This window comes from Nocardia blacklockiae (genome assembly GCF_015477355.1).
Lineage (GTDB): Bacteria > Actinomycetota > Actinomycetes > Mycobacteriales > Mycobacteriaceae > Nocardia > Nocardia blacklockiae.
In genome coordinates this window covers 712,486-725,620 of sequence record NZ_JADLRJ010000002.1, presented here as the reverse complement: position 1 = coordinate 725,620, position 13,135 = coordinate 712,486, and the positions used below count along the sequence as shown (strand labels likewise).

General features: G+C 71.0%; 13 protein-coding genes. 6 read left to right on the top strand and 7 right to left on the bottom strand.

Annotated elements, in window-relative coordinates; translation table 11 throughout:
* The first annotated feature begins 1 nt into the window (after position 1).
* The 4 genes from IU476_RS09055 (at position 2) to IU476_RS09040 (ending at position 2,373) form a co-directional block, all read left to right on the top strand.
* Positions 2-376 carry a DUF742 domain-containing protein gene (locus IU476_RS09055; RefSeq protein WP_024800684.1) on the top strand — a complete coding sequence of 125 codons (375 nt, stop codon included), beginning with the start codon at positions 2-4 and terminating at the stop codon, positions 374-376.
* The gene (locus tag IU476_RS09050; protein WP_174411295.1) at positions 357-959 is read left to right on the top strand and encodes a GTP-binding protein; all 603 of its coding nucleotides are present in this window, start codon (positions 357-359) and stop codon (positions 957-959) included. The genes IU476_RS09055 and IU476_RS09050 overlap by 20 nt, the downstream gene beginning before the upstream one ends.
* 272 nt (positions 960-1,231) lie before the next feature.
* Positions 1,232-1,582 carry a DoxX family protein gene (locus tag IU476_RS09045; protein ID WP_195098552.1) on the top strand — a complete coding sequence of 117 codons (351 nt, stop codon included), beginning with the start codon at positions 1,232-1,234 and terminating at the stop codon, positions 1,580-1,582.
* Positions 1,583-1,728: 146 nt separating this feature from the next.
* Positions 1,729-2,373, top strand: a complete 645-nt coding sequence (locus IU476_RS09040) for a cysteine hydrolase family protein (RefSeq protein ID WP_195098548.1) — start codon at positions 1,729-1,731, stop codon at positions 2,371-2,373.
* A gap of 3 nt (positions 2,374-2,376) precedes the next feature.
* On the opposite strand, the gene IU476_RS09035 is transcribed toward IU476_RS09040, so the two are convergent.
* The 4 genes from IU476_RS09035 to IU476_RS09020 form a co-directional block, all read right to left on the bottom strand.
* On the bottom strand, positions 2,377-4,635 hold the full coding sequence (locus IU476_RS09035) for an ATP-dependent DNA ligase (RefSeq protein WP_195098544.1): 2,259 nt from the start codon (positions 4,633-4,635) through the stop codon (positions 2,377-2,379).
* A 104-nt stretch (positions 4,636-4,739) separates the two neighbouring features.
* The gene (locus IU476_RS09030; protein ID WP_195098541.1) at positions 4,740-5,006 is read right to left on the bottom strand and encodes an antitoxin; all 267 of its coding nucleotides are present in this window, start codon (positions 5,004-5,006) and stop codon (positions 4,740-4,742) included.
* 12 nt (positions 5,007-5,018) lie between these two features.
* Positions 5,019-6,206 (bottom strand): MBL fold metallo-hydrolase, encoded by a 1,188-nt coding sequence (locus tag IU476_RS09025; RefSeq protein WP_195098540.1) that lies wholly within the window; start codon positions 6,204-6,206, stop codon positions 5,019-5,021.
* Positions 6,206-6,931, bottom strand: coding sequence for an enoyl-CoA hydratase (locus tag IU476_RS09020; RefSeq protein WP_195098539.1), 726 nt, complete (start codon positions 6,929-6,931; stop codon positions 6,206-6,208). The genes IU476_RS09025 and IU476_RS09020 overlap by 1 nt, the downstream gene beginning before the upstream one ends.
* 95 nt (positions 6,932-7,026) lie before the next feature.
* On the opposite strand from IU476_RS09020, the gene IU476_RS09015 reads away from it, so the two are divergent.
* Complete coding sequence (locus IU476_RS09015; protein ID WP_195098538.1) at positions 7,027-8,199, top strand: FAD-dependent oxidoreductase; 1,173 nt, start codon at positions 7,027-7,029, stop codon at positions 8,197-8,199.
* A gap of 84 nt (positions 8,200-8,283) precedes the next feature.
* Here IU476_RS09015 and IU476_RS09010 read toward each other — a convergent pair whose 3' ends face one another.
* Both IU476_RS09010 and IU476_RS09005 read right to left on the bottom strand, forming a co-directional pair.
* Positions 8,284-9,141, bottom strand: a complete 858-nt coding sequence (locus tag IU476_RS09010) for an aldo/keto reductase (protein ID WP_195098537.1) — start codon at positions 9,139-9,141, stop codon at positions 8,284-8,286.
* Between the two features lie 94 nt (positions 9,142-9,235).
* A complete protein-coding gene (locus tag IU476_RS09005) occupies positions 9,236-10,795 on the bottom strand; it encodes a carboxyl transferase domain-containing protein (protein ID WP_195098536.1) in 1,560 nt (519 codons plus the stop codon).
* Positions 10,796-11,009: 214 nt separating this feature from the next.
* On the opposite strand from IU476_RS09005, the gene IU476_RS09000 reads away from it, so the two are divergent.
* A complete protein-coding gene (locus IU476_RS09000) occupies positions 11,010-12,275 on the top strand; it encodes a lipase family protein (protein ID WP_195098534.1) in 1,266 nt (421 codons plus the stop codon).
* Positions 12,276-12,344: 69 nt separating this feature from the next.
* On the opposite strand, the gene IU476_RS08995 is transcribed toward IU476_RS09000, so the two are convergent.
* Positions 12,345-12,995 (bottom strand): DUF8020 domain-containing protein, encoded by a 651-nt coding sequence (locus IU476_RS08995; RefSeq protein ID WP_195098532.1) that lies wholly within the window; start codon positions 12,993-12,995, stop codon positions 12,345-12,347.
* Positions 12,996-13,135 lie beyond the last annotated feature (140 nt).

Sequence of the window (13,135 nt, the reverse complement as noted above, 5' to 3'; positions counted from 1 at the left end):
GATGGACATAGACAACCAGCGCATGGGGAGCGCCGAGCCGAGCCTCGTACGCCCATACTCGTTGACCGCCGGCCGTACGCGGCCGACGGTCGAGTTGGCGTTGGAGGCACTCGTCGCATCGCATCCGGTCGCCCTGGAGCGGCAGTTCGAGCTCACCAACATCGAGACGTCGATCGTGGAGTTGTGCAGAGAATCGCCGTCTGTCGCAGAATTGGCCGCCCGTCTGGGTATTCCGATCGGGGTGGCTCGAGTTCTCGTCGCCGACCTCATCGAGGCCGGTCATGTGCGGGTGTCGGCGACTTTGAAAGACGATTCGAGCGACGATGAACGTCGCGAGCTGATCGAAAGGGTTCTCAGTGGACTCCGGCGTATTTGATTCGACGGCCCAGGTCGATACGCGCACCAGTAAACCCACCTCGGCGAAGATCGTGGTCGCCGGTGGTTTCGGTGTGGGTAAGACGACCCTGGTCGGTGCGGTATCGGAGATCGTTCCGCTGCGCACCGAGGCATTGGTGACCAATGCCAGCGTCGGTGTCGACAGTTTGGCCGCCGTGCCGACGAAGGCCACCACCACGGTGGCCATGGACTTCGGCAGAATCAGCCTTGCCGACGACCTGGTGCTGTACCTGTTCGGCACGCCCGGCCAGTACCGCTTCTGGTTCATGTGGGACGACCTGATCCGCGGCGCCATCGGCGCCGTGGTGCTGGTCGACACCCGCAGGCTGGAGGACAGCTTCGCCGCGGTCGACTACTTCGAGGCGCGCAGCCTGCCGTTCCTGGTGGCCATCAACGAGTTCGACGATGCCCCCAAGTACCCGCTCGAGGACATCCGCCAGGCGCTGGCGGTGCCGGCGGACGTGCCGATCATGTCGATCGACGCGCGCCGCCGCGAGCCGGTGAAGCAGGCGCTGGTCTCCGTGACCGAGTACGCGCTGCGCAAGGTCGTCCAGGGCTACTGAGACACAGTCCGCCGCAGCGGGTTCCGAGCTGCGGTGGGCGGTGCCGACCCCGCGCGGGCCCGGCGAGTGCGCCGGGTGACACGCGGGTATCAGGTGTGCCGGTGCGTGCGTGCGCGCCGGGTCTCGGGCGATGGCGGTACCGGTGTCGCTGCGTGCTGCCCGAATGTCGCTCGGTGCCATGCCATCCGGTTATGGATGCGGGTATTGGACGGGTCGGCGCGGTGCGGGCGAGGGTTGGGGTGTTCCCCGACACTCGTCCGAAAGGTACTTCGATGTTCGCCGTCTACGTCGCCGTCGCGGTGGTCACCGCCGTCGCCAATTTCGCCGCGGCCGGTGTCGACTACGCCCGCAATCAGTGGGTGCTCGACAACATGACCAGCTATGGCGTGCCGCACGCGTGGATCGTTCCGCTCGGGGTTGCCAAGACCGTCGGCGCGGTGGGTCTGCTGGTGGGGCTCGCGGTGCCGGTGGTCGGCGTGGTCGCGGGTGGCTATCTGGTGCTCTACTTCGTGGGCGCGGTGGCGACCGTGCTGCGGGCGCGGTGCTACGCCGACGTGGTTTACCCCAGCGCCTTCCTGCTGATGGCAGTCGCCGCCCTCGGCCTGGCGGTCGCCGTCGCCTGACCGTGTGGTCGCCTTGGGCCTGACTGCGGGGTGACCGTCACCGACCGCAGGTCTTCCGATGGTCGCGGCCGGTCGCGAAATTCGCGGGCGGCCGCGACCCGCGCCGGTAGGGTAAGCGAAAACGGTTGCGGCAGAGGGAGAGACGCGTGCGCCACGGCAACGGACTGGAGATTCCGGAGAACCTGCGCGAGCTGTGCGCGCCGCGGCGGATGGCGGTGATCGTCTACGACATGCAGGTCGGCGTGCTGTCGCAGCTCGAGGACGGCGAGGCGATCATCGCCCGGGTGGAGCGAGTGGTGGCGGCCGCGCGCCGCGGCGGGTATCCGGTGATCTTCCTGCGCCACCTCTTCCTGCCGAAGCGGCTGAGCGGGCTGTACGCGCTGCGGATGGCGATGGCGTGGCAGGGCGTGGACTCGGTGGACGAGGTGACCCCGATCCTGCAACGCGATACGCCCGGCTTCCAACTGGTTCCGCAACTACAGCCGGGCCCCGACGAGGTGGTGTTCGACAAGACCGCGATGTCGGCGTTCGAGGGCACCCCGCTGGCTGCGGTGCTGCGCGACCTCGGGATGGTCTCCTACGCGATCGCCGGAGTGGCGCTGGAGATCGGCATCGCGCCGACCGTCACCCACTCCACCGACCTCGGCTTCGTCCCCGTGGTGATCGGCGACGCCTGCGGCGGCCGCGACAAGGAGGCCATGCAGCGCGCCCTCGACGACTTCGCCTTCCAGGGCAATGCGGTCGTCACGGACATCGACACCATCGTTCCGCTCCTGGAGCAGGGTGAGTAGTCCTCAGTCGGTGGCCGGGATCCAGGCCGGGTGCCACATGCGGCCCGCCTCGGTCCAGTTCATGTAGCGGACCGTGCCGGTGACCTTCGGGGTCGCCCAGACCGCGTCCTTGCGCTCCTCGGGGGTGAGGTCGTTGTCGAACGGGCTGGTCTTGCGTTCCAGGCGACGGAGCTGGGTGGCCAGTTCGGACATCTCCTGGTCGCTGAAGCCGGTGCCGACGCGGCCGACGTAGAACAGGCGGCCCTCGTGGTGGACGCCGACCAGCAGCGAGGCGAACTGCCGCGCCTCGCTGCGCCGCCAGCCGCCGACCACCACCTGCTGGGTGCGCCAGTTGCGGGTCTTGACCCAGGACTGCCCGCGCCGGCCCGGCAGGTACACCGAATCCTTGCGCTTGGCGATCACGCCTTCCAGGTCGTGCTCCTGGCTGTAGTGCAGTGCCGCGGCGCCGGGACCGTCCAGTTGCGGCGGCACCACCAGCGACGGGGCCCGGCCGGCCAGCGCCTCGAGCACCCGCCGCCGATCGGCGTAGCGTTTGCGCAACAGCGAGGTGCCGTCCAGGTACAGCACGTCGAAGGCCACGAAGACGGCGCGGGCCGCATCCGCTTGCAGCAGACCGAGATTCGCGACGCCGTGGTCGTCGAAGACCACCGCCTCGCCGTCCAGCACCACCTGGTGCCCGGCCAGTTCGCGGCCGAGCGCGGCCAGCCGCGGATAGCGGCCGGTGACCGTGTTGCCGGCGCGGCTGCGCAGCGTGACCGTGCCGTCCTCGATCTCGGCGATCAGCCGGAAGCCGTCCCACTTCGTCTCGAAGGCCCACTCGTCGGTGTCCAGGATCGAGACGTCGCCGGTGGTGGCCAGCATCGGGGTGAGGCCGTGCGGAAACTGCGCGGGCTGCTTCGGCCGGCCGTTCGGAATCGGTTGCTCCGCAGGGGTTTCCGACTTCATCAGGTGCATCAGCCACTGGTTGCCGTTGGTCTGGATGAGGGCATAGCGGCCTTCGACCCGGGAACCGTGCAGGCGCACGATCACCTCGTCGTCGCGCCACTTCTCGGTCTCGTAGGTGCCCGAATCCCAGATCGTCATCTCGCCGCCGCCGTACTCGCCCTTCGGGATGGTCCCGTGGAACTCCAGGTACTCGAGCGGGTGGTCCTCGGTGTGCACGGCCAGGCGGTTCTCCTTGGGCGAGGTGGGCGGCCCCTTCGGCACCGCCCACGACACCAGCACGCCGCCGCGCTCCAGGCGCAGATCCCAGTGCAGCCGCCGCGCGTGATGCTCCTGGATCACGAACCGGTCGCCCGGGCCCGCGGTCGGCGGCGCGGCGGGCACCGGCTCGGGCGTGCGGGCCGGGTCGCGCATCGAGCGGTAGGTGGTGAGCGGGTCGGTGGCCGATTCCGCCAGCGGGGGATCCAGGCCGGCCAGGACGTCGCCGTGGTCGCGCCAGCGTGCCAGCACCTCGTCGAAGGTCAACTGCCGTAAGCGCTTTCGGTCCTGGATCTCCTCCCAGGTGCGCGGGGCGGCGACCGTGGGGTGGGTGCGGCCGCGCAGAGAGTACGGCGCGATGGTGGTCTTGGACGGGTTGTTCTGGCTCCAGTCCAGGAAGATCTTGCCCGGCCGCGCGGCCTTGGCCATGGTGGCCGTCACCAGATCCGGGTGGAGTTTCTCCAGACCCGTCGCGACCTGTTTGGCCACCGTCGACGCGCCGCCCGGGCTCAGTTCCCGGTCCAGCGGGACGTAGACGTGCAGACCCTTGCTGCCGCTGGTGACGGGGTAGGCGTCCAGCCCGACATCGCGCACCGTGTCGCGGATCCACAGCGCGACGCGGGCGCACTCGTCGAGCCCGATGCCCGGGCCGGGATCGAGATCGAACACCAGCCGGGTGGCCGGGCCGCGCGCGCCCTCGACGAAACGCCATTGCGGCACATGGATTTCCAGCGACGCCTGCTGGCCGAGCCACGCCATGCCCGCGACCGAATCGAGGACCGGGTAGGTGACGTGCCGATCGGAATGCTCGACCGTCTGCCGCCGCAGCCACTGCGGCGCGTGCGCGGCCAGGTTCTTCTCGAAGAAGGAGGGCTCGTCGACCCCGTTGGGCCAGCGCTTGCGCGTGACCGGGCGGCCCGCGATGTGCGGGAGCAGCGCCGGGGCGATGGCGGTGAAATAGTCGATGACCTCGCCCTTGGTGGTGCCGGTGGCGGGATACAGCACCTTGTCGAGGTTGCTGAGCTCAACCTCGACATCCCCGAACCGGCGGCGGGACACCATATCTCGAGTCTAGTGGCCGGTACCGACAGGAACCGGGACGTGAGCGCCGGGGGACCGCCGTCGTCCCGGGAACGAGACGGCGGGCGGCCCGGCGCGGCGCGTGGTCAGGGCTTGGGCGTGCCCGGGTCGGCCGGCGGTTCCGGGGCCGCCGGCGGCGGGGTGGCCGGGCCCTGGCCGGGCTGGTCCTTCTCGGGGATGGCGTTCTTGACCGCGTCGGTGCCCTTGCCGATCTTGTCGGTGTACTTGCCCCCGGTCTTCTCGTCGATGAAGCTCCCGGCCTTGTCCACCGCCCCGTGGATCTTGTCGGCGTTCTCGGAGGCGGCCTCCCTGCCCTTGCCGACCAATCCCTTGAGCGTGTCCATCAGACTCATCGGTCCTACTCCTTAACTCGTCGGTCCTCGGCTGGATGATCTGCGCACATCTTCCCACCACGAGACCTGCGGTGATACCGCATTCGCATCGATCCGCTGGCCGGGCAGCGGCACCGCGATCGGCGTGCCGGCCGCCCGCGCCGCCGCCACCGCCCGCTGCACCGGCTCCGACCAGCCGTGGAAGGCCAGGTTGAACGTCGCCCAGTGGATCGGGATCAACAGCCCGCGCCCGGCCTCGCCGGCGCAGACGTCGGCGTGGGCGCGCACCGCCTCCTCCGGGTTCATGTGGACATCCGGCCAGTGCACGTCGTACGCGCCGATCGGCAACAGGGTCATGTCGAACGGGCCCAGCGTGGCGCCGATCTCCGCGAACGCCTTGGTATATCCGGTGTCGCCGCCGAAGTACACCCGGCGCGCCGGGCCCGCCACCACCCACGACGCCCACAGCGTGGTGTTGCGGACGAGACCGCGGCCGGAGAAGTGCCGGGCCTCGGTGCAGGTGATCACCAGGTCGCCGTCCCGGCCGCGGCCCAGTTCGGTGAGGGAAACCGAAGCGCCCCAATCCAATTCGACGATCCGCTGCTCGGGAACCCGCCACTTGCGCAGGTGCGCGCCGATGCCGATCGGCACGATGAACGGCGCGTCCTGGGTGGCGGCCAAGCCGCGCACGGTGTCGCGGTCCAGGTGGTCGTAGTGGTCGTGCGAGATCACGATGGCGTCCACGGGCGGCAGCCGATCCAGCGGGACCGGGGTGGGGTGCAGCCGCGCGGGGCCGATGGTCGGCGACGGCGAAACTCGTTCGCTCCACACGGGATCGGTGAGCACGCGGTATCCGTCGACCTCCAGCAGCGCCGAGGCATGCCCGTACCAGGTGACGGCGAGGTCGCCCGCCTGCGCCGGGACCTCGGGCGTGGCGAGCGGGATCTCGCCCTGCGGGCGACCCACGCCGGTCCGGGTCAGCGCCGAAAGCAGCAGCGACAGACCCGATCCCGGTGCGAACTGGGTGCTCGGCTCGGTGTTGTGGAACTGCCGGTTGCGGTAGCTCGCCGACTTGGTGGCGGTCAGCGCGATGGCCGCGGCGGAGGCGCCCATCGACTCGGGGAGGCCGCGGGCGGCCCGCGCCACCCAGGTCAGGCCGACGGTTCCGGCCACGCCCAGGGCGGCGCGGCGGGCGAGGGAAGTAATGCCGCGCGCGCTCATCAGCGCCCCACGAACTTCGCCGCGCGCTTCTCTTCCCGGGCCTGCCGGGCTTCCTTGGCGTCGTCGCTGCGCCAGGCGGCCTCCAGCGCGGCCCGCTGGTCGGGGCGGTCCTCGCCGCGGGTGCCGTCGTCGTTGAACACGAGTTTGAGATGGCGCAGCGACAGCGGCGCGAGTTCGGCGATCGACTTCGCCCACGCCTGTGCGTCGGCGAGGGTGCCGATCCGGTTGGCGAAGCCGAAAGTGTATGCGTCCGCGGCGCTCACGGGCTCGGCGCCCATCAGAACGGTGCGCGCCGGGCCGCCGCCGATCAACGCCACCAGGCGGCGAATCGTCCAGCGGTCCACCGAGATTCCGAGTTTCGCGGCCGGAATCGCCACGTAGGACTCGGGACTCATCACGCGCAGGTCCGAGGCCAGCGCCAGCTGCACGCCGGCGCCGAGCGCGCCGCCGTTGATCGCGGCGATCACGGGCACCGGGAGCGTCTCGAGCGTGCGCAGCATCTCCATCAGCGCGTCGAGGAACTCCTGCGAGTACACCCCGGACAGGTCGGCGCCCGCGCTGAAGATCGGGCCCTGACCGGTCAGGACGATGACGCGGGCGTCGGCCGCCGCGGTCGTCACGGCTTCCCGCAGCAGCCCGACCAGCTCGAGGTTGAGGGCATTGCGGCGCTCCGGGCGCTGCAATTCGATGGTGACCACGTCACCATCGCGGCTGACTCCGAGCATCTGACCTCCCCGTCCGTGCGGTATCGAATACTTTCACTCTATGCGGCGCGAGGTTGCTTGCCCGTACCCGACGCACCCCGCGTACCGTGGCGCCGGTGACCGCACCCGATTTCGAGATTCTGGTGATCGGCGCCGGGCAGGCCGGACTTTCCGCCGGCTACCACCTGCAACGACTGGGTTTGCGTCCCGAGCAGGATTTTCTCCTCGTCGATCACGCTCCGGGGCCGGGCGGGGCCTGGCAGTTCCGCTGGCCGTCGCTGACATTGAGCACGGTGAACCGGGTGCACGACCTGCCCGGCATGTCGTTCGCCGAGACGTTGCCCGAGGGTTCGGAGAACGCGCAGGCGGCGACCGCGGTGCCGCACTACTTCGAGTTGTACGAGAAGCACTACGACCTGCGCGTGCACCGGCCGGTCTCGGTGCGCGTGGTCTGCGACCGCGCCACCCCCGCCACCTGCCCCGACCAGCAGGTCGACGGGCTGCTGCACGCCGAGACGGTGACGGGGGTGGAGCCGGTGGGTGGTGTGGCTGCGGCGTCCGGGGCGGCGGCGGATTCGGTTGCGGCGCTGCGGGTGCGGGGGCTGATCAATGCGACGGGGACGTGGGAGAAGCCGTTCATTCCCTACTACCCGGGCGCGGAGACGTTCGCGGGGCGGCAGTTGCACGCGCACGACTACCGGACGGCCGACGAGTTCGCGGGCAAGCACGTGGTGGTGGTCGGGGCGGGGGTGACGGCGGTGCAGCTGCTGGACGAGATCTCGCGGGTGACGACCACGACGTGGGTGTCGCGCACCGAACCGCGCTGGCGGGAGGGGCCGTTCACGCCCGACGCGGGACGGCGCGCGGTGGCGATGGTCGAGGAACGGGTGCGGCGCGGACTGCCGCCGCGGTCGGTGGTGTCGGTGACCGGGCTGCCCGTCGACGATCGGGTGCGGGCCGCGCGCGCTCGCGGGGCCTTGCGGTGGCAGCCGATGTTCCGGCGCATCGAGGCGGAGGGGGTGCGCTGGGCGGACGGTGCCTTCCAGCCCGCGCAGGTGATCCTGTGGGCCACGGGTTTTCGCAGCGCCCTCGACCATCTCGCGCCGCTGCGGCTGCGCGGTCCGGGCGGTGGGATCACCATGACCGGACGCCTGGCGACGCAGGTCGCCGCGGATCCTCGAATCCACCTGCTCGGCTACGGGCCCTCGGCGAGCACCATCGGCGCCAACCGGGCGGGGCAGGCCGCCGCGGTGGAACTCGCCGACCACCTCGGCCTGCGGACTCGCTAGTCGCCGTACGCACTGCGACCGAGGCGCGTCGGCCTTCGCCGGGTGCATCGGTCTTTCGAGCCATCGCGAATCAGGCCGGGCGGCTCAGTCTTCCAAGCCCACCGCGAACTCCGCCGGGTCGGGACCCACGCGGCTGCCCGTGTCGAGGGCGGTGATGCGGGTCATCTGGTCGGTGGTGAGCTCGAAGGAGAAGACGTCGAAGTTCTCCTGGATGCGGGCCGGGCGCACCGACTTCGGGATGACCACGTTGCCCAGTTGCAGATGCCAGCGGATGATCACCTGGGCCGGGGTGCGGTCGAGCTCCCGGGCGATCTCGGTGACCGTCGGGTCCTTCAGCTCGGCGCCCTGGCCGAGCGGGCTCCACGCCTCGGTGGCGATGCCGCGCTCGGTGTGGAAGGCGCGCAGGTCCGGCTGGGCCAGGCTGGGGTGCAGCTCGATCTGGTTCACCGCCGGGGTCTCCCCGGTCTCGGCGATCACGCGCTCGAGATGGTCGCGGTTGAAGTTGGACACTCCGATGGAACCGACCCGGCCCTGCGACTTCAGCGCCTGGAAGGCACGGAAGGTGTCGATGTACCGGTCGGCGCTCGCGACCGGCCAGTGGATCAGATACAGGTCCAGGTAGTCCAGGCCCAAGCGCTGCATGCTCGCCTCGAACGCCTCCAGCGTCGAGTCGTAGCCCTGGTCGGAGTTCCACAGCTTGGTGGTGACGAAGACCTCGTCACGCGGTAGCCCGGACTCGCGAATGGCCCGCCCGACCTCGGTCTCGTTGCCGTAGGCGGAGGCCGTGTCGATGCTGCGGTAACCGGCCTCGAGGGCGGCGAGCACCGTGCGGTAGGCCTCGGCTTCGGGTACCTGGAACACACCGAAACCGAGCTTCGGGATCACGTTGCCGTCGTTGAGGATGACCGACGGTACTGCGCTGGTCTCGCTGCGAAAGGTCACCGTTCCGACCGTAGAAGCGGTTCGGGGGCCCGTCAACGAACGGTCCGCGCGTGTTCGCCCGATCTTCGGCCGAAACGGGCCCGAGCTGCCGTGATCAGCCGTTCGGCAGGCCGAGGCGGCGGTAGCGGCGGTGGCGGGCGGCGGCCAGTTCGGCCGGGTGGCGGGCCCGCAGCGCGGCCAGTTCGTCGGCGAGGGCGGTGATCATGCGGCGGGCGAAGTCGACGGGCTCGTCGGCGGCGTCGGGGTACTCCGGGACGATCCGGTCGACGATGCCGTCGGCCAGCAGATCGGCCGCGCGGATGCGCTGGGCGGCGGCCAGTTCCGCGGCGTGGTCGGTGTCGCGGTGCACGATCGCGCTCGCGCCCTCGGGCGGCAGCGGCGCCAGCCAGGAGTGGCGGGCGGCGAGCACGCGGTCCGCGGGCAGCAGTGCGAGGGCGCCGCCGCCGCTGCCCTGCCCGAGCAGCACCGAGACGGTCGGCGTCGCGAGCGTGACGAGATCGGCCAGGCAGCGGGCGATCTCGGGCGCGAGACCGCGCTCCTCGGCCTCCTGCGACAGCGCCGCCCCGGCCGTATCGATGACCAGGACCAGCGGCAGCCGCAGTTCCGCGGCGAGGTGCATACTGCGCCGGGCCTCCCGCAGCGCGGCCGGGCCCATGGTGTTCTCCCCGGTCTGCCCGGTGCGGTCGTGCCCGAACACCACGCACGATTCCCCGCGCAGCCGCGCCAGCGCGTGCACGACGGTCCGATCCGATTCCCCCTGCCCGGTCCCGCTCAGCGGCACCCGATCGGTCGCGTGCCGGAGCAGTTCCCGGATGCCGGGGCGATCGGCGCGGCGGGAGCGCTCCACCGAACGCCAGGTGGACCCGACCTCCGAAACCTGCTGTGGGGGAGAAGGTTCCGAGGGGAAGGTCGTCGATACCGCCGCCGATTCCGGTGGCGGCGACGCTGCCTCCGCCGATGCCGATGCCGTGGTGTCGTCGACCGCGACACCGGTGGTTACGTTGAGCACTCGGTGGGCGATGCGGCGGAAGACACGGACCGGGACCACGCCGTCGATCACGCCGTTGCGGTAGAGGTTCTCGGCGGTCTGGACGCCGTCGGGGAACGGGCGGCCGTACAGTGCCGCGTAGACGCGCGGACCGAGGAAGCCGATCAGCGCGCCGGGCTCGGCGAAGGTCATGTGCCCCAGCGAACCCCACGACGCGAAGACCCCGCCCATCGTCGGATCGCGCAGGTAGACCAGGTACGGGTAGCCGGCCGCCTTGTGCGCGGCGACCGCTCCCGCGATCTTCACCATCTGCACGAAGGCCACGGTGCCCTCCTGCATCCGGGTGCCGCCCGAGGTCGGCGAGGCCACCAGCGGCAGCCCGAGCTCGGTGGCCCGCTCGACCGCGCTCACGATGCGCTCCGCCGCCGCCACCCCCACCGACCCCGCGAGAAACCCGAACTCACAGGCGATCACCGCCACCCGCCGCCCCCGCAGCAACCCGGCCCCGGTCAACACCGATTCGTCGGTCCCGGCCCGCTCGGCCGCCGCCCGCAGATCCGCCCGGTACTCCGCATCGGCGGCGACCCGCACGGGCTCCCGATCCCAGCTCACGAACGAGTCCGGGTCCAGCAGTTCACCGAGTAGCTCGCGCGCCGAGATCTTCACGCGCCGAGCCTAACCACGCGCCCGCCCCACCCCATCCACCGCGACCGCGCCACACCGGGCGGCGTGGCGCGCCGGGCCGTGTGGCGTGGCGGGGGCGAGAGCGTTGATCTGGGGGTTTGGCGGGGTTACGGTGATGGACCCCGATGGTGTGGCGCGGTCGGTGTGGACCGGTCTCGGATGTCCGCGCGTCGGTCCGAGCGATGCGGGAGGCGCGATGGGAACCGAATGGGCGAGGGGCACGGGCGAGGGGCGGAGGTCCGCCGGGGCGGGGTTGCGGCGCAGGGTGCGGTCGGCGGCGGTGGTGGTGGGGGCGGCTGTGCTGCTGGCGGTCCTGTCGACACCCGGTGTGCGGGCCGAGGTTCCGTTTCCGGACGATGATCCGTTCTACGCCGCGCCCGCCGATCTGGCGGCGCAGGTGAACGGTGCGGTGCTGGGGTCGCGGCCGATTTCGTTGCTGGATCTGCCGATTCCCGTCTCGGCGTGGCAATTGCGCTATCGCACAACCGATTCCGCGGAGCGTCCGCAACTGAATGTGGCGACGGTGATCGTGTCGCCGATGCCGTGGCCGGGCCCGCGGCCGCTGCTGTCCTACCAGGTCCCGGAGGACAGCCTCGGCACCCGGTGCGCGCCCTCGTTCGCGCTGCGCGGCGGCCGCGACGCGGGCGTGGTGAACACCATGCTGGACGTGCCGTTCCTGATCGAGGCGCTGCGCCGGGGCTGGGCGGTGGTGATCGGCGACTACGAGGGCCCGGAGTCGCGATTCTTCGACGGGCCGACGGCCGGCCGCGCGGTACTGGACGGGATTCGGGCCGCCCGCTCCTTCCCGCCCGCGGGCGTCGGCGCGAGTCCGGTTGGTGCGTGGGGTTATTCGGGCGGCGCGTTCGCCGCGCTGTGGGCGGCGCAACTGCGCGCCCGGTACGCGCCGGACGTGCGCTTCGCGGGCATCAGCTCGGGCGGCGTCCCGGCCGACATCCCGGCGATCGCGCAGCGGGTCGACGGGGGAGTGCAGGCGGGCCTGGCCCTGTTGATCCTGATCGCCTTGGCGCGCAACGACCCCGGCTCGGGACTGGCCGAACTGCTCAACGACCGGGGCCGGGCCTTGCTGGCGGAGAACGCGACAGCGTGCGGCTCCGATCTCGTCCCCAAATACGCGGGCGCCCATGTGGACGACTTCTCGACCGTCCCGAACCTGCTGGCGCACCCGGTCTTCCGAGCCGCCGCGGCACCGCACGAACTCGGCTCCCCGGCGCCGGACACGCCGCTGTACCTGTACCACGGCGACACCGACGACGTGATTCCCGCGGCCGGATTCACCGATCTGGTGGCCGGATACTGCGCGCGGGGCGCCACGCTCACCGCCGTGCACTCGCCGTTCCCGACCCACAACGGCGCGGCGATCGGCGAGGCGGCGGGCGCGATGAACTATCTCTCCGAACGTTTCGCGGGTGTGCCGCCGGCACCGGGTTGCGCTGTGCGCTGAGGGTTTCCGGTGTGACGGCGTGGGCCGCCCCGCGGTGCGGGAACACGCGGGGCGGCCGCGGTCGCCGGATCAGCGGCGGCCGGTGGTGTCCATCCACTTGGTCGTGCCGGGCGGTGCCGACAGCGTGTTCATCAGATCGATCCCGGCGATGACCAGCGCGGGCCCACCGGCGACCAGGGTGCCGATGATGCCGCCGATGGCCGCCCCGGTGATGATCGTCGCGGGCTCGAAGATCGGACTGGCCAGTCCCACGACCAACCCGATCGCCGCCCCGATCGCGGTGCCGATGAAGCCACCGATCGCCGTGGCGATACCGAACTGGGAACCGAAGGCCTCCATGGCCCACTGGTTCTCCGCCGGGGAGGCCACCGGCGTGACCGGTGCGGGCCGGGCCGCGGCCACGTCCTTGACGGCGGTCAGTTCCAGCACCTGACCCGCGTCGCCCACCCGGTGCGGCAGCGGGTATTCCAACCCGTCCTGCCGAACCGACAGTGGCAGCGTCACCAACGTGTCGCCCACGGCGGATTTGACGTCGACGGTCCGCTCGTCCGCCGACACTTCGAAGAAACCGCCTTGCAGGGTGGTTCGGACGGTGTTGCCGACCAGGGCGGTTTCGTAGCGCACCTCGGGTGCGGCGGGGTTCGCGTGCGCGGTGCCGGCCCCGACGGCAACGCCCACGATCACCGGTAGTGCCGCAGCGGTGAACTTGCGCAGTTCCATGTGAAATTTTTCCTATCTCGGTCAGAAATTGTTCGCGTCGTAAGCCCCCCGGACGCGCGCCTGCGACCCCTGCTCCAGTCACCCCGGTAGCGCGCGAGCCGTCGACCCGGCTACACGACATCTGTAACTGTACCGTCACC